Origin of the sequence: Streptomyces sp. GbtcB6 (assembly GCF_019091475.1) — a bacterium.
GTDB classification, from domain to species: domain Bacteria; phylum Actinomycetota; class Actinomycetes; order Streptomycetales; family Streptomycetaceae; genus Streptomyces; species Streptomyces hyaluromycini.
The window spans coordinates 61,046-79,646 of record NZ_JAGXJL010000016.1; the positions used below are offsets into that span (position 1 = coordinate 61,046).

An 18,601-nucleotide genomic window follows, 5' to 3' on the forward strand; every position below is an offset into this window, starting at 1 on the left:
AGTTCTAGTTCAACTAAGCCAGGGGTGGGAACGAATAGGCTCTCACCAGCACTTTTGCCACTGCCGAAGGGGACGCCTCCGATGCCCTCCGGGGCCTAGGACCTCGAGTCCGGCCGCCACTCCCGGGCGAGGAGACCGAGCAGCACCTCGTCCAGGAACTCGCCCATCACCCAGGCCGAGGAGCGGAGCACGCCTTCGCGGACGAAGCCGTTGCGCTCGGCGGCGCGCAGCATCGCGGTGTTGTCCGACAGCGTCTCGATCTGCAGCCGCCGCAGGCCGCGCACGACGAACCCGTAGTGGCACAGCACCGCGACCACGTCGGTGCCGTAGCCCTTGCCGCGGGAGGCCGGCAGCAGCCCCAGCCCGATGTGCGCGCCGCGGTTGTGGGTGTCGATGCCCCACAGCGACGCGGTGCCGACCAGCGTGCCGCCCGCCAGCTCCACCACGGAGAACTTGACGTTCCCCTCGTCCTTGTCGTCCACCGTGAACGGCGAGTCCTTCGAGTCGGGCGAAACCGGCCGCCACGGACTGCTGTTGGCCCGCGAGGAGTTGACCACGTCGTCGAAGAGCTCGGCCCGCAGGACCGGGATGTCCTCCTCGTGCCGGGCCCTGAGCCCGACCGTGCTGCCTGTAAGCATGCGAGCTTCCTACCCGGCCGTACCGGCGCGCGGCAAACCAATATGCGGTCGCCCCGGCCGGCGTCCGAGCCGGTGTCCGACGGACCGCCCCGCGATTGATCTTGGGGCGTGCCGGTGGTTCGGCGATCACCGGTCGCCGGTCGGTCCCTTACTCGTAGCGGTACTTCAGCGAGTCCGCCTCCGTCTGCTCGATGTCGGCGATCGTCAGTTCCGGCATCCGCAGCTGGGCCAGCGTCACCTCGGCCGAGGGCGGCTGGGCGTCGGCCGGCAGCCACTGCTCCGGCTTCCAGGCCCCGCTGCGCAGGAGCGACTTGGGGCAGTGCGGGTAGACCTCCTCGATCCCCACCACCAGCGCACTGGCCGGCGGCTTGCCCACGGCGGTCAGCTGCGCCAGCAGCTCCGGGCGGGTGGAGACGCAGGCCCGGCCGTTCACCCTGAGCGTCGTGGTGCGCCCCGGGATGACGAACAGCAGCCCGGCCCGCCCGGTGGCGACGACGTTCTGCAGGGTGTCCAGACGCTTGTTGCCGGTCGCGTCCGGTATCGCCACCGTCCGCGCGTCCAGGACGGCGACGAACCCGGCGGGGCCGCCGCGCGGGGAGACGTCACAGTTGCCCTCGGCGTCCGCACTGGCGACCAGGACCAGCGATGAACAGCCGATCAACCGCCGCGTCTGCTCGGTGAGTTCGGTCATCTGCTTGCGCACGGCCGCGTCGCCGGGCAGTTCGTAGGCCCGGCGCAACGCCTCCTGATCGGGCACGGCGTCGAGGCGGAGCGAGTCGAAGGCACTGCCGGCAAGGGATAGCGTCATGCCCCGACCTTAAGGCGCCGACCTGCGACCGATCCTGGTCGGTGAGTGCGGGGACATGGAGACACCCGCGCGGATTGTCCGGCGCGCGAAGATCTCGCGGGCGGCGGGCCCGATGTCTCCCCCGACGGGTCCGGGCGCGGGCCGCGCCCTGCATCGGATGACGCCCGGACGCAGGTCAGGGCGTCATCAAGGGAACTTGTCCACCGCCTATCTGACGTGTCATCAGTTCTCGTTATAGTGAGCAATGGCCGTGGGGCCGGCGGGACCGGGCGGGGGCGGAGGAAGGCTGATGGCGGACAGTCTGGGCGAGTCGGCGGGGGCACGGCCGGGGGTGGCGGTGCGGGATCTCGGCGGGGGCGTGCGGTCCGTCGCCGTACCCATTCCGGACAATCCGCTCGGCTACACGCTGGTGTACGTGATGGACACCGACCGCGGGCCGGTGCTGGTCGACACCGGGTGGGACGATCCCGGGTCGTGGGACGTGCTGGCGGCGGGGCTGGAGGCGTGCGGTACGGGCGTCGGCGAGGTGCACGGGGTCGTCATCACACATCACCATCCCGACCATCACGGGCTGTCGGGGCGGGTGCGCGAGGCGTCCGGGGCCTGGGTCGCGATGCACGCGGCCGACGCGGCGATCGTGCGGCGGGCCCGGGAGACCCGGCCGGAGCGGTGGTTCACGTACATGGCGGCGAAGCTGACGGCCGCCGGGGCGCCGGACGAGCACGTGGCGCCGTTGCGCGGCGGACCCCGCCGGAGCACCCCGCCCGGCCTGGCCCCCGCCCTCCCCGACCGTGAGATCCTCCCCGGCGAACTCCTCGACCTCCCGGGCCGCCGGCTGCGTGCCCTCTGGACGCCGGGGCACACCCCCGGCCACGTCTGCCTGCACCTGGAGGAGGAGCATCCCGCCCGGCTCCCGGGCCGCGGACGCCTGTTCTCCGGCGACCACCTGCTCCCCGAGATCACCCCGCACATCGGCCTCTACGAGGACCCCGACGACGCGACCGTCACCGACCCCCTCGGCGACTACCTCGACTCCCTGGAACGCGTCGGCCGGCTCGCCCCCGCCGAGGTCCTCCCGGCCCACCAGTACGCCTTCACCGACGCACCGGGACGGGTACGGGAACTGCTGGCCCACCACGAGGAACGCCTCTCCGGCCTGCTCTCCCTTCTCCAACAGCCGCTCACTCCCTGGCAGTTGGCCGTACGGATGGAGTGGAACCGGCCCTGGGAGCAGATTCCGTACGGATCGAGGAACATCGCCGTCTCGGAGGCCGAGGCCCACCTGCGGCGCCTGGTGAAGCTGGGGCGGGCGGAGGCGGTGGCGGGGAGCGAGCCGGTCACCTACGTGGCGGTGTAAATCGTTTACGTGGCGGTGAAAATCGTTCGGCGATCGCCGCCCCCGGCTGCTAGACAGCCTCATGGACCCCTTGGAGCGGCTCCTCGCCGAACACGCCTGCGAGCGCCTCGTCATCGACTTCGTCCACCGTCTCGACCTCGGCGAACCCTCCTCCGTCGCGGACCTGTTCACCGAGGACGGGTGGTGGGAGTGGCCGCCGCCCGGGGACGGGCGGCGGGCCGAGGGGCGGGCGGCACTCGCCGCGTACTTCGGCTCCCGGCCGCCGGGCCGCCTCTCCCGGCGTGTGATGTCCAACATCCTCGTCACGGTGACGGGACCGGACACGGCGACCGCGACGTCGTACTTCCAGACGTACCGGGTCGACGGTCACGACGCGGGACGCGAGGGGGGATCCGGCGGCGGAATGGTCCCGGCCGGGCCGCCCGTCCAGGTCGGTCACTACCAGGACGGGTTCCGGCGCGTCGACGGGCGGTGGCTTCTGGCGTCCAGGTCCCTGGTGCTGCCGTTCGGCGGGCCGACCCCCACCGCGGGCGGCTGAAGCCGTGCCGCGCGCAACCCGGCTCGCCCGAGGCTCAGTTGACGGCGCGCTCGGCTGTGATGAGCATCTCCGCCAGGTCGGCGAGGGTGGCCAGCTGGCGGGGGTTCATCTGCGGGGCGCGGGCCGCCAGGCGGACCAGGCCGCTCTCGCGGAGCCGGGAGAGCGGGTCGGCCTGGGCCTCCAGACCCTGGAGCACCGGCTGGAGCGCCTCGTACAGCGCCTCCGGCTCGTCTGCGGTGAAGAAACCGGCCGGCAGGCCGAAGAACCGCCGCAGCCGGTCGGTGTGTTCGAGGCTCGGCAGCCCGCTCTTGCGCCACTCGCTCAGCCACTGCCTGCTGGTGCCCGCGATCGCCGCGAGCTCGCCCAGCGAGTACCGCTTGCCGTCGGGGCGGCGCCGGTTCTCGCGGATGAAGTCCAGCCGCTGCCGCACCCGTTCGGCGAGCCCCGCCTCGGGCGCGGCCCCGCCCGCGAGGAGTTCGGCGACCACCCCGACCGGGATCCCGGTGCGGTACGACAGGTCGGCCACGTCCAGCACCTCGGGCAGCCGTCCGGGGCGTCCGGTCAGCTCCCCGAGCCGTTCCAGTACGCCGGTCAGCGGGGCATGGGCGTCACTCACCAAGGTCCCCCTGGACACGCGTGGTTGGTCGGTCGGCCGAGCAGACGCGAGGCTATCCAATCACCGGTCCCGGCCACCAGACATGACAAGGACCACTGCCCAAGGGGGCAGCAATCGTTGACATGTGACGGACCGGCAGGAAAGGATCACCTCACCAGGCCACGGTCGAACCGACCCGCCCCGGGTGCCGCCTATGGGGGAGCGGCATCCGGGGCGACCAGCCGCCCCGCCTCCTCCCCAGAAGGTGAGGCGAACCGATGCCGCAGCCCGTCCTGCTCCTCGGTGCCGGCCGCCGGCGCGCGTACGACGAGTTCGTGCTGACGCGTGTCGCCGCGGTCCGCCCGGTGCTGCTGGTGGACGCCGCACCGCCGGCCTGGGCACAGCAGTGCCTGGCCGGTCACCTCGCGGCGGACCCCGGCAAGGGCGGCGCGACGGCATCGGCGGTGCTGCGGTTCGCGGCCAGGCACCGGGTCCGCGGCGTGCTGACCCACATGGGCGAGTACGCGGTCACCGCCGCCACGATCGCCGGGCAGTTGGGGCTGCCCGGCACCTCCCTCGCCGCGGCCGCCGCGTGTGCCGACCCGCCCGCGCTGCGCACGCTGCTGGCCGGCCACGCGGTCCCCGTCGACGCCCCCGGCACGCCCCGTGTCTCGGCCGAGACGGTCGTCCTCGACGGCGAGATCCGCATCGCCGCCATCACCCGTACGACCCTGGGTCCGGCGCCCGCCCGGCAGCCGCTCCGGCACACCGTGCACGCCCACGACGGCCTGCTGCACAACCGTTTCCTGCGGCTGGCCGTCGACCGCACCGTGCACGCCCTCGGCGTCGGCCGGGGCGTCCTGCACATCGGCCTCACCCTCACCGACCGCGGTCCCCGGGTCACCGACGTCGCCCCGCATCTCCCGGGCGACCTGATCCCGCTCCTCGTCAAGCGGGCCACCGGCGTCGACCTCGCCCAGGCCGCGGCCGCCCTCGCCACCGGCGAGGTGCCCGACACGACGCCCACCCGGCAGCGGGCGGCCGCCATCCAGTTCGCCTACCCGGCCGCCACCGGCCGCCTCGACCACCTGGACCTCTCCCCCGACGCCGCCCACGAGCCCGGCGCCGACCGCATGCTCCTCACCCGGCACACCGGCGACCACGTCACCGCCGGTCCGCACGCCACCGCCGCCGACCGGCTGGCCCTCTGGGTGGCGGTCGGCGAGACCCCGGCCCACTGCGACGACGCGCTGCGCCGGATGGCCCGCCACCTGTCCGCAGGCATCGCCCCGCTCGCGAACGCGGCCTGAGCGCTCCGCTGGAAGTGCCGCGACATGCCGTCGGTCGACTGCGGCGCCGTCGTGGCTGGTCGCGCCCACGCGGCGGCAGCCGCATATCGGATACGGCCCCGCGCCCCTTCAGGGCGCTACCGAATCGCAGTGGACGAGGTCCGTACGAGCCGCCCTAGAACGCGATCGTCCGTATCAACTCGCCTGCCTCACCCAGCACTTCGACTTCCTCCCGGCTCATCGTCGGATTGACCGCCCGCCGCCGCAGAGCCTCCGCCAGCCCCTCCTCGGACAGTTCGGCCGGGTCGGCGAGCAGGGCCGCCAGCAGCTTGTGCGCCAACGGGTAAGCACCCAGCGCCACTTGAGCGAGGATCACCGCGGACATGCCCCAGTCGAGCCCGGGCGGCCCGTCCTCGGCGTTGGTCCAGTCGATGACCCGCGGGCCGTCGGGAGTCAGAATCACGTTGTCCGGATGCAGGTCCAGGTGGAGGACCCGGGTGCCGGGGTCGGCAGGGTCCCGGCCGGGCACGGCGTGCAGCCGCCGCAGCAGCGAGGCGAGCAGCGCACCGCCCTCCTCCGCGTCCGTCTCCCCCGCCAGCAGCGCCGCCAGCATGGTCGGCCCGGACAGCCGCTCCATGACCAGTTCGGTACGGGACCCGGAGGGCCGCACCCGGGGCGCCGGGTACCCGTGCTCCCGTACGTACGCCATCACCGCGCCCTCGGCGGCCGCGTCCCCCCGGCCGTCCCGGTCCCGGCGCAGCACCCACGCCTCGTCGATCTCGTACACATCGGCCGAACGCCCCGAGCCGAGCAGTCTCCCCGTCATGGCGTGACCATAACGAGTCGGTCCCCGCACAGCCCCCTCTCAGCTTCCCCCGGGCGGCCGGTAAGGTAGCCGGGTCGTCATCACCCGTACGGGGGGAAGCCGGTGCAATTCCGGCGCTGACCCGCAACCGTGAGCCACACCTGGTGGCAAGCCGGACCGCCGCGCCCGGGACGTTGATCGGCTCATGTGCGCCGGCGCCCGCCGTCGCACGGCACCGTCGAGGTTTACGGAGCCGAGCCGCCGGGGTGTCCCGTGCTGCCCGGCTCCCCGCAGGGAGAGGCACCCGCCGACCATGACCGTCCTCCGCCGCACCGCCGGGGTGCTGGCCGCCACCGCCGTCATCGGTACCGCCACGCCCGCGACGACCGCACTCGCCGCCGGCACGTCCCCGTCGCCGTCCGCGTCGGCGGTCCTCCCGTCGGGGCTGTACGGCAGTTCGGACCCCAAGTTCGACGGCGTCTGGCGCCAGTCCCTCGCCCTGCTGGCCCAGCGCGCGGTGGGGCTGACCCCGGCCGCGAAGGCGGTGGACTGGCTGGCCGGGCAGCAGTGCGCGAACGGCTCGTTCGCCGCGTTCCGCGCCGACCCGGCGGCGGCCTGCGACGCCAAGGTGGCGGTCGACACGAACAGCACGGCGGCCGCCGTACAGGCGCTGAAGGCGGCCGGCGGGCACGACGCCGCCGCGGACAAGGCCGTGACCTGGCTGAAGTCGCAGCAGAACAAGGACGGCGGCTGGGGCTACACCCCGGGCTCGGCCAGCGACACCAACTCCACCGGTGTGGTCATCGGCGCGCTCGCGGCGGCCGGCGAGAGCGCGGACAGGTCGCCGTACGACCTCCTCGCCAAGTGGTCCATCCCCTGCGCCGAGGACGGTGGCGGCGCCCTCGCCTACCAGCCGGACAAGCAGGGGAAGCTGGCCGCCAACGCGGACGCGACCGCGGCCGGGGTGCTCGGGGCCCTCGGCAGGGGGTTCGTGACGACGGCCGGGAAGGCCCCGGCAAAGGGCTACGCCTGCGCCGACTCCGACCAGGCCCTCACCCGGGAGGAGGTGGCCCGCAACGGCGCCGCGTACCTGGGGGACGCCACGTCCGCGACCGGCCACCTCGTCTCCACGCTGCCCGGTGCCAAGCCCCAGCCGGACTACGGCAACACCGCCGACGCGGTCGTCGCCATGGCCGCGCAGGGCTGGACGAAGCCGGCGAAGAAGCCGTACGCCTGGCTGGAGGCGCACGCCGTGCCGTGGGCGGAGCAGAGCGGGCCGGCGGCCTACGCCGAGCTGATCCTCGCCGCGCACGCGATGGGCGCGGACCCGCGTGACTTCGGCGGCACGAACCTGGTGACGGCGCTGAACGCGACGGGCCCGGCCCCGCGGACCGCAGCCGCGAAGCACACCGAGGAGAAGAAGTCCGGCAGCAGCGTGTGGTGGATCGTCGGCACCGGCCTCGTCGCCGGTATCGGCATCGGCTTCCTGCTCAGCGGCCGCCGGAAGCAGCAGCAGCTGTGACCGCGGTCCGCCGTGCGGCGCTGCTGCTCCTGGCCGCGCTGACGCTGTGCGCGGCGGCCGCCGGGCCGGCGGCGGCCACCGGTTACCGCTACTGGTCCTTCTGGGAGCGGGACGGCGCGCGCTGGACGTACGCCACGCAGGGCCCCGCCACCGCGCGGCCCGCCGACGGTTCGGTCGAGGGGTTCCGCTTCGCGCTGAGCGAGGACTCGGCGGACGCGTCGCGGCCGCGCGGCACGGCGGACTTCGGGACGATCTGCGCCGGTACGCCCGCCGTCGGGGGCCGGAAGCGGGTGGGGCTGGTCGTCGACTTCGGTACGGCGGCGGACGCGCCCTCGGGAGAGCGGCCGCCTGCGCGACGGACGGCCTGCGCGGTGGTGTCCGCGGACGCGACGGCGGCGGAGGCGCTGGCGGCAGTGGCGAAGCCGCTGCGGTACGACACGAACGCGTTGTTGTGCGCGATCGGGGGGTATCCGTCGCGGGGGTGCGGGGAGAAGGTGGCCGCGGGGGGTACGTCGGACAGCGGGCCGTCGCTTGGCCTGGCGGCCGGCGTGGGGGTGGTCGTGGTGGTGGCTGCGGGTGCCCTCTGGCAGGCACGGCGGCGGAAGAATGCGTGAGCGCCACAGTGCGGGCCGGTGGGGGCTGGTCGCGCAGTTCCCCGCGCCCCTGAAGGGGCGCCGCAGTCGCGTCAGCTTCATGGCTGCGGGCAGTCGTGCCGCTGGGGCGATGGGGGTCCCCCCGCGCGAGCGAAGCCGAGCGTGGGGGAGGGTGGGCGCAGCGGCACCCCGCAAGCGCGGGCGAGCGAAACCCCCCGTCCCCCGGCAGCAGCGCCGCTCCCCCGTACACCCCGGCGCCTGGTGGCTCTGGTCCCTCTCCCTCGGTGTCGCCGCGTCCCGTACCACCAACCCGCTCCTCCTCGCCCTCCTCGTCACGGTCACCGCCTACGTCGTGGCCGTCTGCCGGACCCGGTCCGCCCCCTGGTCCCGTTCCTACGCCGCCTTCGCCAGGCTCGCCCTCGCCGTTCTCCTCGTCCGCCTCGCCTTCACCGTCGTGCTCGGCTCCCCCGTCCCCGGCGCGCACACCCTCGTCACCCTCCCCGAAGTGCCCCTCCCCCACTGGGCCCAGGGCATCCGGCTCGGTGGCCGGGTCACCGCCGAGGCACTCGTCTTCGCCCTGTACGACGGCCTCAGGATCGCCACCCTCCTCGTCTGCGTCGGCGCCGCGAACGCGCTCGCCGGCCCGGCCCGGCTGCTCAAGTCCCTGCCCGGCGCCCTGTACGAGCTGGGCGTGGCCGCGGTCGTCGCCCTCACCTTCGCGCCGCACCTGGTCGCCGACGTACAGCGGCTGCGGGCCGCCCGGCGGCTGCGCGGCCGCCCCGACTCCGGCATCCGCGGCCTGCTCCAGGTCGGACTCCCGGTCCTGGAGGGCGCGTTGGAGCGTTCGGTCGCCCTCGCCGCCGCGATGGACGCGCGCGGGTACGGCCGCAGCGCCGACGTCCCGGACCGGGTCCGCCGTACGACGGCCGCGCTCACCCTCGGCGGTCTGCTCGGCATCTGCGCGGGGCTGTACGGGCTGCTGACCACCGAGGGCGGCGGCTACGGGCTGCCCGTACTGCTCGCCGGGGTGGTCGCCGCGCTGGCGGGGCTGCGGCTCGGCGGCCGGCGTTCGCCGCGCACCCGGTACCGGCCGGACCCGTGGGACGCGCGGGCCTGGCTGGTGTCCGGGGCGGGCGCCGCCGTCGCCGCCCTGCTCACCCTGGCGTCCGTCCGTGATCCGGACGCCCTGCACCCCGGGGTCGTACCGCTGGTCGCCCCCACGCTTCCGCTCTGGCCAGCGGCCGCCGTGCTGCTCGGCCTGCTGCCCGCCCTGATCGTTCCCAAGGATCCCGAGGATCCCGAGGAGGAGCCGTCGTGATCCGCTTCGAAGACGTCTCCGTGACGTACGAGGGCGCTGCCCGACCCGCCGTCCGAGGCGTCGACTTCGAGGTGCCCGAGGGTGAACTCGTCCTCCTGGTCGGCCCGTCCGGCACCGGGAAGTCGACGGTTCTGAACTCCGTGAGCGGGCTCGTGCCGCACTTCACCGGCGGCACCCTGCGCGGCCGGGTGACGGTCGCCGGCCGGGACACCCGTACCCACCGGCCGCGCGAACTCGCCGACGTCGTCGGCACGGTGGGCCAGGATCCGCTCGCCCATTTCGTGACCGACACGGTGGAGGACGAACTCGCCTACGGGATGGAGTCGTTGGGGATCGCCCCGGCCGTGATGCGGCGGCGGGTGGAGGAGACCCTGGATCTGCTGGGGCTCGCCGAGCTGCGGGACCGGGCGATCGCCACGCTCTCGGGCGGGCAGCGGCAGCGGGTCGCGATCGGGTCGGTGCTCACCCCGCATCCCGCGGTCCTGGTGCTCGACGAGCCGACCTCCGCGCTCGACCCGGCCGCCGCCGAGGAGGTGCTGGCCGTGCTCCAGCGGCTGGTGCACGACCTGGGGACGACGGTTCTGCTGGCCGAGCACCGGCTGGAGCGGGTCGTGCAGTACGCCGACCAGGTCGTGCTGCTGCCGGGGGACGGGGCCGCGCCGGTGTGCGGGACGCCCGCCGAGGTGATGGCCGTGTCGCCGGTGTGTCCGCCGGTGGTGGAGCTCGGGCGGCTGGCCGGGTGGTCGCCGCTGCCGATGACCGTACGGGACGCCCGGCGGCGGGCGGCCGGGCTGCGGGAGCGCCTGGCCGGGCGGGCCCCGGAGCAGCGGCCCGCGGCCGGCCCCGCGGTTCCGCTCGCCGAGGTCCGCTCCCTCGCCGTCCGCCGGGGCCGGGTCGACGCGCTGTGCGGCGTCGATCTCACCGTCGCCCCCGGGGAGACCGTCGCCCTCATGGGGCGCAACGGCGCCGGGAAGTCCACGCTGCTGGGCGCCCTGGTCGGGCTCGTCGAGCCGGACTCCGGCGCGGTGCGGGTCGGCGGCGCGGTCCCGCACCGCACGCGCCCGCGCGATCTAGTACGCCTCGTCGGACTGGTCCCGCAGGAACCCCGGGACCTGCTGTACGCCGACACGGTCGGCGCCGAGTGCGCGGCCGCCGACCGGGACGCGGGGGCGGTGCCCGGGACCTGCCGCGGGCTCGTGTCCGGACTGCTTCCCGGGGTCGCGGACGACACGCACCCCCGTGATCTCTCCGAGGGGCAGCGGCTCGCCCTCGCGCTCGCCGTCGTCCTCACCGCCCGGCCGCCGCTGCTCCTGCTCGACGAGCCGACCCGGGGCCTGGACTACGCGGCGAAGGCCCGGCTGGTGGGCGTGTTGCGCGGGCTCGCCGCCGACGGGCACGCGATCGTGCTGGCCACGCACGACGTGGAGCTGGCCGCGGAGCTCGCGCACCGGGTGGTGCTGCTCGCGGAGGGGGAGGTCATCGCGGACGGGCCGACCGACGACATCGTCGTCTCCTCGCCGTCCTTCGCCCCGCAGGTGACGAAGATCCTCGCGCCGCAGCGGTGGCTCACCGTGGCCCAGGTCCAGGAGGCGCTGGCATGACCGGCATGCCCCCTCCCCGGGCGAGGTCCGGTCCCCGGGCACGGTCCCGAGCGGACAACCCCGTGCGGCTCGGCCCCCGCTCCCTCGCGGCCCTGCTCCTGGTCAGTGTCGTCGGGGTGGTCGCCGTCGGCTGGCCCTTCCTCGCGCCGCCCTCCTCCCGGATCGCCTCGCACGCCCAGGACGCGCCCTGGCTCTTCGCGGGCCTGCTGGTGCTGCTGGTCGCCGTGCTGGCGGCGACGATCGCCGAGTCGGGGCTCGGTCCGAAGGCGGTCGCCATGCTGGGCGTGCTGGCCGCGACGGGGGCGGCGCTGCGGCCGGTCGGCGCCGGCACCGCCGGGATCGAGCCGATGTTCTTCCTGATGGTGCTGAGCGGACGGGTGCTCGGGCCGGGCTTCGGGTTCACCCTGGGCTCGCTCACCATGTTCGCGTCGGCGCTGCTCACCGGCGGGGTGGGGCCGTGGCTGCCGTTCCAGATGCTGGCGATGGGCTGGTTCACGATGGGGGCCGGTCTGCTGCCGGGTGCCGGGCGGCTGCGCGGCCGCGGCGAGCTGGCGCTGCTGGCGGGTTACGGCTTCCTGGCCGCGTTCGCCTACGGCACGGTCGTCGACCTGGCCGGCTGGCCGCTGCTGGCCGGCAACGCCTCGAACCTGGCCTTCGACCCGCATGCCGGGCCCGCCGCCAACCTGGCCCGTTTCCTCGCCTACAGCCTGGCCACCGCCATGGGATGGAACCTGGGGCGGGCCCTGTGCACGGTCGTCCTCACCCTGGTCCTCGGTCCGGCGTTGCTGCGGGCGCTGCGCCGGGCCACCCGGCGGGCCGCCTTCGAGACCGCGGTCACATTCGACGGCCCCGGGGCGTGAGATCTCGTACGCGTCCGGTGACGGGACCGGTGAAGCACCCCACATGACGCACGTCACCTACGATCCGGAACAGTAGTCAGACTTATCCGTTATGTCCGTTTCGCAACCCCCGCCGACCTGCGGTTTGAGAGCCACGCCACACAACGGACCACCGCCGCCTATGCGACCACCACTAGTAAAAGGGGTGATTGCGGACGGCTTTCCGGCCTGCTTGTCTGGACGACGTCGCCAGGCGCCACGAGCCCACAGCGGGCCGCGGCGCCGACGCATACGGACGGCCCTCACGGGTGGTTCCGGAGCACGGCGACTCCCTGTCCCCGACGAACGAGGTTCTCCGTGTCCGTGTCCTTCATCCGCCGCATCGCTTCCCCGAAGAAGGCCCTCACCACCGCCGCCGTGGCCGCTGCCGCCGCCGGCATGGCCCTGACCGCGGCGCCCGCCCAGGCCGCCACCACGTCGGCCTCCTCCGCCCAGGCGATCGCGCACAAGATGATTCCGGACGCCGCACAGTTCAACGCGTTCAGCAAGATCGTGTCGCACGAGAGCGGCTGGAACCCCTCCGCCACCAACTCGTCCTCCGGCGCCTACGGCCTGGTCCAGGCCCTGCCCGGCTCGAAGATGGCGTCTGCCGGCTCCGACTGGAAGACCAACCCGGCCACCCAGATCAAGTGGGGTCTGGACTACATGAACTCCCGCTACGGCAGCCCGACCGCCGCCTGGAGCTTCTGGCAGGCCAACGGCTGGTACTGAGCCGGCCGACCCGCGCGCACCCGCGGTCGATCGCGGCCGAGCCACGCACCCGCCGCTGATCCCCGGCGCCGCGCGCCCCTGAACCCCGGCACCCTCGCCTCCCTCCTCCTGGGCGAGGGTGCCGACGTAGGTCCGGACGTGGTGCACTGGGCCCGGAGCCAGCCCATCCGCCGGAGGAACGATGACGACGGCCACCCCGCCCCGCGACCCCGAGACCCGCGGTGTGCGGCTGGTGGCCGTTCTGCTGGCGCTGATGCTGGTGAGCGGCCTGATCGACGCCGTCGGCTATCTCGGCCTGGGCCATGTCTTCACCGCCAACATGACCGGCAACGTGGTGATCCTCGGCTTCGCGGCCGCCGGGACGCCCGGCTTCTCCGTCCCCCACTCGGCGGCCTCCCTGGCCGCCTTCATGCTGGGCGCTGCGGTGGGCGGCCGGGTCGCGGCCCGGTTCGCCGCCGGCTCCCGCCGCCGGTGGATGCGGGCGACCCTGGCCGCGGAGGCGGTGCTGCTGGCCGGGGCGGCCGCGGTGGCCTTCACCGCGTCCGGCACGCCGGCGACCAGGTACGTCCTGATCGCGCTGACCGCCTTCGCGATGGGGCTGCGCAACGCGAACGTCCGCAAGCTGGGCGTGCCCGACCTCACGGCGACCACGGTCCTCACCACCACCCTGACCGGACTCGTCTCCGAGTCCCGCCTCGGCGACGGCACCAGCCGCCGCTCCCCGCGCAGGGCGGCCGCGATCGCCGCACTGTTCGCCGGCGCGGTCCTGGGCGCCTGGCTGATCCGCGACCACAGCCCGGGGGTGCCGCTGATGGTCGCGGCGGCCATGTCCGGGGTGCTGGCGCTGATCGCCTCGGGCAGGGAGTGACATCGCGTCTCGGGGGAGGCAGGAACGGGGCGTAGGGAGGGGGTGCTCCTGCCTCCCTCGGGACGGGCCGGCGGCGCCGGGAGCCGTCGGCCCGCGTCCGGAGGGGGTTACGACGTAGTCGCCCGGAGGGGTTACGACGTGGTGACCTGAAGGTGTTTCACACCGTTGATCCACGCCGAGCGGAGCCGGTCCGGGTCGCTGACCAGCCGGAGGCCCGGCATCGCGTCGGCGATCGCGTTGAAGATCAGGTCGATCTCGAGGACGGCCAGGGACTTGCCGAGGCAGTAGTGGGGGCCGCCGCCCCCGAAGCCGAGGTGGGGGTTGGGGTCGCGGGTGATGTCGAACTCGTCGGGGTCGGCGAAGACCTCGGGGTCGTGGTTGGCGGAGGCATAGAAGACGCCGACCCGGTCGCCCTTGCGGATCAGCCTGCCGCCCAGTTCGGTGTCCTGGGTGGCGGTGCGCTGGAAGGAGTTGACCGGGGTGGCCCAGCGGACGATCTCCTCGGCCGCGGTCGACGGGCGCTCCCGCTTGTAGAGGTCCCAGGCGTCGGGGTGGGTCAGGAACGCGTGCATGCCGTGGGTGATCGCGTTGCGGGTGGTCTCGTTGCCGGCCACCGCGAGCATCAGCACGAAGAAGCCGAACTCGTCGGAGTTGAGGTTGCCCTCGTCCTCGGCGGCGACCAGGGTGGAGACGATGTCCTTGGCCGGGCACTGCTTGCGGTCGGCCGCCATGTTCATCGCGTAGGCGATCAGCTCGGTGGCGGACTCGGCGCCCACCTCCTCGGTGATCGCGTACTCCGGGTCGTCGTACGAGATCATCTTGTTGGACCAGTCGAAGATCTTGGCCCGGTCGTCCTGCGGGATGCCGATCAGTTCCGCGATCGCCTGGAGGGGGAGCTCGCAGGCGACCTCGGTGACGAAGTCGAAGGGGCCGGAGTGGGCGCGGGCCGCGTCGACGATCGACCCGGCGCGGGCGCGCAGCCGCTCCTCCAGGGCCCGGATCGAGCGCGGGGTGAAGCCGCGCTGGATGATCTGGCGGACCCGGGTGTGCTCGGGCGGGTCCATGTTCAGCAGGATCAGCCGCTGGGCGTCGATCGCGTCCCGCTGCATGTGCTCGCCGAAGCGGATGATCGCGGTGTTGACCCAGGACGAGAAGATCTCGGGGTGCGTGGAGACGTACTTGACGTCCGCGTGCCGGGTGACGGCCCAGTAGCCGTCGTCCTGGAAGCCCGCGATGCCGTGCGGCTGTTCGATCCAGCGGACCGGTTCCGCCTGGCGCAGTTGGGCGAACTCCGGGAGCGGCACCCGGTGATGGAGCAGGTCGGGGTCGGTGAGGTCGAACCCGTCGGGCAGCGCGGGACAGGGCATGAGCGACTCACTCCCACCGTGTACGAGCCTGGACATGTGTTTCTGACATGTTCTGACGGACCATCAGAAATGGCCGGTTGCCGTGAAGGTAATAACGGGTTCTACAAGTCGCAAGGGGCACGGTCCCCCCAATTGCATGCACCCCCCTTGCGGTTGTGGACGGACTGTCAGCAAACTGCACGCAGAACTAGTACGCGTTCTAGTTCTGCGTGGCGGGCCGGGCCGGGACGCCCCTGCGCCGCGCGGGTGACCGAGGAGAGGACCGAGCCCCCATGGCCGCGGAACCCGTGATCGTCGAAGCCGTACGCACCCCCATCGGCAAGCGCGGTGGCGCGCTCGCCAACCTGCATCCCGCCTACCTCCTGGGCGAGACCTACCGTGAACTCCTCGGCCGCACCGGCATCCCCGCCGACGCGGTCGAGCAGATCGTCGGCGGCACGGTGACCCACGCCGGCGAGCAGTCCATGAACCCCGCACGCACCGCCTGGCTGACCATGGGGCTGCCGTACGAGACCGCGGCCACCACCGTCGACTGCCAGTGCGGCTCCTCGCAGCAGGCCTCGCACATGACCGCCAACATGATCGCCGCCGGGGTCATCGACGTCGGGATCAGCTGCGGGGTCGAGGCGATGTCCCGGGTGCCGCTGGGCTCGGGCTCCAAGCACGGTCCGGGCAAGCCCTTCCCCGACGAGTGGAACGTCGACCTGCCCAACCAGTTCGAGGCCGCCGAGCGCATCGCCCGCAACCGGGGCCTGACCCGTGAGAACGTCGACGCGCTCGGGCTGCTCTCGCAGGAGCGGGCGGCGCACGCCTGGGCCGAGGAGCGCTTCAAGCGCGAGACCTTCGCCGTCCAGGTACCGACGACGGAGGAGGAACAGCACGCGGGGCAGGGCATGTGGCGCCTGGTCGACAGGGACGAGGGGCTGCGGGACACGTCGGCCGAGGCGCTGGCGGGCCTGAAGCCGGTGATGCCGACGGCGGTCCACACGGCCGGCAACTCGTCCCAGATCTCCGACGGCGCGGCCGCCATCATGTGGGCGTCCAAGCGCATGGCCCGTGCCCTGAAGCTCCGCCCGCGGGCCCGGATCGTCGCCCAGGCCCTGGTCGGCGCCGACCCGCACTTCCACCTCGACGGCCCGATCGACGCGACCCGCGCCGTGCTGGGCAAGGCCGGCATGACCCTGAAGGACATCGACCTCGTCGAGATCAACGAGGCGTTCGCGTCCGTGGTGCTCAGCTGGGCCCAGGTCTTCGAGCAGAACCTGGACAAGGTCAACGTCAACGGCGGCGCGATCGCCCTCGGCCATCCGGTGGGGGCCACCGGCGCCCGCCTGATCACCACCGCCCTGCACGAACTGGAACGCACGGACAAGGAGTTCGCCCTCATCACCATGTGCGCGGGCGGCGCCCTGGCAACCGGAACGATCATCCAGCGGCTGTAGCGCCCCAAAGGGGCGCGGGGAACTGCGCGACCAGCCACAACGGCGCCGCGGCCGAACTCGAACGACAGGCGTCACCCGGGAGCCGACGCCATCACCGGCTCCCGGTCTTCCTTGTCGGCCCCCGCCACCCGCAGGGCCCGCGGCCCCTGCAGCAGATAGCCGACGCCGAAGCCCGCACCGACCACCGCCGCACCGCCCACCGCGTCCAGGACCCAGTGGTTGCCGGTGCCGATGATCGCCGAGACCGTGAAGAGGGGGTGGATCAGGCCGAGGACCTTCAGCCACCACTTCGGGGCGACGACGGCGATGACGATCCCGCACCACAGCGCCCAGCCGAAGTGCAGCGAGGGCATCGCCGCGTACTGGTTGGTCAGCTCGGTGAGCGTGCCGTAGTCCGGCTTGGCGAAGTCCTGCGGGCCGTGCACGGTGTCGACGATGCCGAGGCCCGGCATCAGGCGGGGCGGGGCCAGCGGGTAGAGCCAGAAGCCGATCAGGGCGAACGCGGTGGCGAAGCCGAGGGCGGTGCGGGCCCAGCGGTAGTCGACGGGGCGGCGGACGTAGAGGACGGCGAGGACGGTCAGCGGGACGACGAAGTGGAAGGACTCGTAGTAGAAGTCGAGGAAGCTCCGCAGCCAGCCGATGCCGTACACGGTGTGGTTGGCCCAGTGCTCGATGTCGATGTGCAGGAACCGCTCGATGTCGTGGATCCGGTACCCGTGGCGCTCGGCGCGGGCCCGCCCGGAGGTGCCGTTCCCGTCCCCGGCGGCGGCGAGCCTGATCTGCTGGTAGACGAAGTAGACCAGCCGCATCGCGACCAGTTCGAGGAAGAGGTTGGGGCGGGTCAGCACCCGGCGCAGGGACGCGGCCAGCGGGACCTGCCGGAAGCGGGCCGGTACCGGTTCCGCGTAGTCCGTCGGGATCGGGCGGAGGAACTCCGGGGCGGTGCGGGACAGGAAGGGGACGACCGTGGCCGCGGCCAGGGCGGCGAGCAGGATCGTGTTGTCGCGCACGGGCACGAAGAGCGACTGGTTCGGCAGCATCGACTTGGCGGGCAGCGTCATCACGAGGACGACCACCACCGGCCACACCGACCGGTCCGCCGCGCGCCGCCCGGCCCGGCCGACCACCGCGAGCAGCACCCACAGCAGCTGGTGCTGCCAGGCGGCCGGCGACACCGCCACCACCGCACAGCCGGTGATGGCGACCGCCAGCAGCAGTTGCCCGTCCCGGGCGTAGCGCACCGCCCGGCGCAGCGCGAGGGTGGCCACGCCCGCGGCGAGCGCCAGGAACAGGACGATCTCCAGCGGGCCGCTCAGCCCGAACCGCAGCAGGGCACCGTGCAGCGACTGGTTGGCGAGCGCGTCGGCCTCGCCGCCGAGGCCCACGCCGGCCATGTGGTGGACCCAGTAGGTGTACGAGTCGTGCGGCATCGCCGCCCAGGCCAGCACCGTGCAGGCGGCGAAGGTCACGCCGGTGGTGAGGGCGGCCCGGCGGCGGCCGGTGAACCACAGCAGCGGCGCGAACAGCAGCAGGGCCGGCTGGAGGGCGGCGGCCAGCCCGACGCACAGCCCGCTGTCCCGCTGCCCGCGCCCGGCGAAGCAGCCGAGCAGGACGAGCAGGACCGGGATGATGCTGGTCTGGCCGAGCCAGAGGGTGTTGCGGACCGGCAGCGAGAGCATCAGGAGGCTGATCGCGACCGGCGCGGCCAGCAGCGAGGTGCGGCGGCTCACCGGCTTGGGCAGCGCCCGGGCGGCGACCAGGCCGAGGGCGACCACCAGCAGCAGCGTGCCGAAGGTCCAGCCCCAGCCGAGGGCCTGCTCGGCGGCTCTGGTGAGCGGCTTGAGCACCAGCCCGCCGAAGGGGGTGCCGGTGAACTGCGTCGAGTCGTACAGGGAGCCCTTGACGTGCAGGACGCCGTCCGGGCCGACCCAGGTCTCCAGGTCCGTCAGCCGTTCCCCGCTCGGGGTGCTGAGGACGGCGGCCACCTGCCGTACGGCAAGGATCGCGGCCACCGCCCACAGGCCGAGCCGGGCCATTCTGAACCGTGCTCCGGCCTCCGCCCCGCCGAAAGCCTCCCCCGGTCGTCCTCCGTGCTCCACGTTCGCCACGCCTCGCCGGCCTCCCGCCCCGTCCCGCGCATCGTTCTGAGAACCCTATGAGGCTCCCACCACCTCTGGAGAGAGACGCAGGCAACCCCCTCGTCACCTGACGTCCGCCCGTCTTTTGTCCGGAAGACGACAGTGCGCGAGG

Annotated in this window: 17 protein-coding genes and 1 riboswitch; of the genes, 11 read left to right on the forward strand and 6 right to left on the reverse strand. The window is 73.5% G+C overall.

The features are described 5' to 3' along the window. Nucleotides 1–95: 95 nt before the first annotated feature. Both KVT45_RS26355 and KVT45_RS26360 read right to left on the reverse strand, forming a co-directional pair. Nucleotides 96–638: a GNAT family N-acetyltransferase gene (locus tag KVT45_RS26355; protein WP_217551545.1), complete on the reverse strand. Its 543-nt coding sequence runs from the start codon at nucleotides 636–638 to the stop codon at nucleotides 96–98. A 148-nt stretch (nucleotides 639–786) separates the two neighbouring features. After that, nucleotides 787–1,446 carry an MSMEG_1061 family FMN-dependent PPOX-type flavoprotein gene (locus KVT45_RS26360; RefSeq protein WP_217551547.1) on the reverse strand — a complete coding sequence of 220 codons (660 nt, stop codon included), beginning with the start codon at nucleotides 1,444–1,446 and terminating at the stop codon, nucleotides 787–789. 289 nt (nucleotides 1,447–1,735) lie between these two features. Here KVT45_RS26360 and KVT45_RS26365 point away from each other — a divergent pair, with 289 nt between their 5' ends. Together KVT45_RS26365 and KVT45_RS26370 are read left to right on the forward strand one after the other, a co-directional pair. After that, nucleotides 1,736–2,803: an MBL fold metallo-hydrolase gene (locus KVT45_RS26365; protein ID WP_217551549.1), complete on the forward strand. Its 1,068-nt coding sequence runs from the start codon at nucleotides 1,736–1,738 to the stop codon at nucleotides 2,801–2,803. A 61-nt stretch (nucleotides 2,804–2,864) separates the two neighbouring features. Continuing rightward, entirely contained in the window at nucleotides 2,865–3,341 is a 477-nt protein-coding gene (locus KVT45_RS26370; RefSeq protein WP_217551550.1) for a nuclear transport factor 2 family protein, read from the forward strand. Between the two features lie 34 nt (nucleotides 3,342–3,375). Here KVT45_RS26370 and KVT45_RS26375 read toward each other — a convergent pair whose 3' ends face one another. Beyond that, the gene (locus tag KVT45_RS26375; protein ID WP_217551552.1) at nucleotides 3,376–3,957 is read right to left on the reverse strand and encodes an XRE family transcriptional regulator; all 582 of its coding nucleotides are present in this window, start codon (nucleotides 3,955–3,957) and stop codon (nucleotides 3,376–3,378) included. A gap of 257 nt (nucleotides 3,958–4,214) precedes the next feature. On the opposite strand from KVT45_RS26375, the gene KVT45_RS26380 reads away from it, so the two are divergent. Continuing rightward, nucleotides 4,215–5,246 (forward strand): hypothetical protein, encoded by a 1,032-nt coding sequence (locus KVT45_RS26380; protein ID WP_217551554.1) that lies wholly within the window; start codon nucleotides 4,215–4,217, stop codon nucleotides 5,244–5,246. Nucleotides 5,247–5,400: 154 nt separating this feature from the next. On the opposite strand, the gene KVT45_RS26385 is transcribed toward KVT45_RS26380, so the two are convergent. Beyond that, complete coding sequence (locus KVT45_RS26385; RefSeq protein ID WP_217551556.1) at nucleotides 5,401–6,051, reverse strand: phosphotransferase family protein; 651 nt, start codon at nucleotides 6,049–6,051, stop codon at nucleotides 5,401–5,403. Between the two features lie 54 nt (nucleotides 6,052–6,105). Continuing rightward, nucleotides 6,106–6,235: riboswitch (cobalamin riboswitch) on the forward strand. 108 nt (nucleotides 6,236–6,343) lie between these two features. Between KVT45_RS26385 and KVT45_RS26390 the strand changes: the two genes are divergently transcribed. The 7 genes from KVT45_RS26390 to KVT45_RS26420 all read left to right on the forward strand — a co-directional run bounded on the left by KVT45_RS26390 (nucleotide 6,344) and on the right by KVT45_RS26420 (nucleotide 13,542). Then, nucleotides 6,344–7,552, forward strand: coding sequence for a prenyltransferase/squalene oxidase repeat-containing protein (locus KVT45_RS26390; protein ID WP_217551558.1), 1,209 nt, complete (start codon nucleotides 6,344–6,346; stop codon nucleotides 7,550–7,552). Beyond that, nucleotides 7,549–8,166 (forward strand): SCO2322 family protein, encoded by a 618-nt coding sequence (locus KVT45_RS26395; RefSeq protein ID WP_217551560.1) that lies wholly within the window; start codon nucleotides 7,549–7,551, stop codon nucleotides 8,164–8,166. Before KVT45_RS26390 ends, KVT45_RS26395 begins: the two co-directional genes overlap by 4 nt. A 109-nt stretch (nucleotides 8,167–8,275) precedes the next feature. Beyond that, nucleotides 8,276–9,463: an energy-coupling factor transporter transmembrane protein EcfT gene (locus KVT45_RS26400; RefSeq protein WP_217551562.1), complete on the forward strand. Its 1,188-nt coding sequence runs from the start codon at nucleotides 8,276–8,278 to the stop codon at nucleotides 9,461–9,463. Next, nucleotides 9,460–11,064 carry an ABC transporter ATP-binding protein gene (locus KVT45_RS26405; RefSeq protein ID WP_217551564.1) on the forward strand — a complete coding sequence of 535 codons (1,605 nt, stop codon included), beginning with the start codon at nucleotides 9,460–9,462 and terminating at the stop codon, nucleotides 11,062–11,064. Before KVT45_RS26400 ends, KVT45_RS26405 begins: the two co-directional genes overlap by 4 nt. Before the next feature lie 5 nt (nucleotides 11,065–11,069). Then, nucleotides 11,070–11,924, forward strand: coding sequence for an ECF transporter S component (locus KVT45_RS26410; protein ID WP_217551700.1), 855 nt, complete (start codon nucleotides 11,070–11,072; stop codon nucleotides 11,922–11,924). Nucleotides 11,925–12,260: 336 nt separating this feature from the next. After that, on the forward strand, nucleotides 12,261–12,674 hold the full coding sequence (locus KVT45_RS26415; protein ID WP_217551566.1) for a transglycosylase SLT domain-containing protein: 414 nt from the start codon (nucleotides 12,261–12,263) through the stop codon (nucleotides 12,672–12,674). Nucleotides 12,675–12,855: 181 nt separating this feature from the next. Then, complete coding sequence (locus tag KVT45_RS26420) at nucleotides 12,856–13,542, forward strand: YoaK family protein (RefSeq protein ID WP_217551568.1); 687 nt, start codon at nucleotides 12,856–12,858, stop codon at nucleotides 13,540–13,542. Between the two features lie 131 nt (nucleotides 13,543–13,673). Here the strand turns inward: KVT45_RS26420 and KVT45_RS26425 are convergent, their stop codons facing one another. Then, the gene (locus tag KVT45_RS26425) at nucleotides 13,674–14,909 is read right to left on the reverse strand and encodes a cytochrome P450 (RefSeq protein WP_217551570.1); all 1,236 of its coding nucleotides are present in this window, start codon (nucleotides 14,907–14,909) and stop codon (nucleotides 13,674–13,676) included. Nucleotides 14,910–15,181: 272 nt separating this feature from the next. Between KVT45_RS26425 and KVT45_RS26430 the strand changes: the two genes are divergently transcribed. Further along, nucleotides 15,182–16,351: a steroid 3-ketoacyl-CoA thiolase gene (locus KVT45_RS26430; protein ID WP_217551572.1), complete on the forward strand. Its 1,170-nt coding sequence runs from the start codon at nucleotides 15,182–15,184 to the stop codon at nucleotides 16,349–16,351. Between the two features lie 71 nt (nucleotides 16,352–16,422). On the opposite strand, the gene KVT45_RS26435 is transcribed toward KVT45_RS26430, so the two are convergent. After that, on the reverse strand, nucleotides 16,423–18,459 hold the full coding sequence (locus KVT45_RS26435) for a bifunctional glycosyltransferase 87/phosphatase PAP2 family protein (RefSeq protein ID WP_217551574.1): 2,037 nt from the start codon (nucleotides 18,457–18,459) through the stop codon (nucleotides 16,423–16,425). Nucleotides 18,460–18,601: the final 142 nt, after the last annotated feature.

What these genes read in the sequence shown, in the direction of transcription:
- KVT45_RS26420 (WP_217551568.1), top strand. Translation starts at nt 12,856, where the DNA reads ATGACGACGGCCACCCCGCCCCGCGACCCCGAGACCCGCGGTGTGCGG.
- KVT45_RS26410 (WP_217551700.1), top strand. Translation starts at nt 11,070, where the DNA reads ATGCCCCCTCCCCGGGCGAGGTCCGGTCCCCGGGCACGGTCCCGAGCG.
- KVT45_RS26355 (WP_217551545.1), bottom strand. Translation starts at nt 638, where the DNA reads ATGCTTACAGGCAGCACGGTCGGGCTCAGGGCCCGGCACGAGGAGGAC.
- KVT45_RS26400 (WP_217551562.1), top strand. Translation starts at nt 8,276, where the DNA reads ATGGGGGTCCCCCCGCGCGAGCGAAGCCGAGCGTGGGGGAGGGTGGGC.
- KVT45_RS26365 (WP_217551549.1), top strand. Translation starts at nt 1,736, where the DNA reads ATGGCGGACAGTCTGGGCGAGTCGGCGGGGGCACGGCCGGGGGTGGCG.
- KVT45_RS26390 (WP_217551558.1), top strand. Translation starts at nt 6,344, where the DNA reads ATGACCGTCCTCCGCCGCACCGCCGGGGTGCTGGCCGCCACCGCCGTC.
- KVT45_RS26425 (WP_217551570.1), bottom strand. Translation starts at nt 14,909, where the DNA reads ATGCCCTGTCCCGCGCTGCCCGACGGGTTCGACCTCACCGACCCCGAC.
- KVT45_RS26385 (WP_217551556.1), bottom strand. Translation starts at nt 6,051, where the DNA reads ATGACGGGGAGACTGCTCGGCTCGGGGCGTTCGGCCGATGTGTACGAG.
- KVT45_RS26370 (WP_217551550.1), top strand. Translation starts at nt 2,865, where the DNA reads ATGGACCCCTTGGAGCGGCTCCTCGCCGAACACGCCTGCGAGCGCCTC.
- KVT45_RS26380 (WP_217551554.1), top strand. Translation starts at nt 4,215, where the DNA reads ATGCCGCAGCCCGTCCTGCTCCTCGGTGCCGGCCGCCGGCGCGCGTAC.
- KVT45_RS26360 (WP_217551547.1), bottom strand. Translation starts at nt 1,446, where the DNA reads ATGACGCTATCCCTTGCCGGCAGTGCCTTCGACTCGCTCCGCCTCGAC.
- KVT45_RS26430 (WP_217551572.1), top strand. Translation starts at nt 15,182, where the DNA reads ATGGCCGCGGAACCCGTGATCGTCGAAGCCGTACGCACCCCCATCGGC.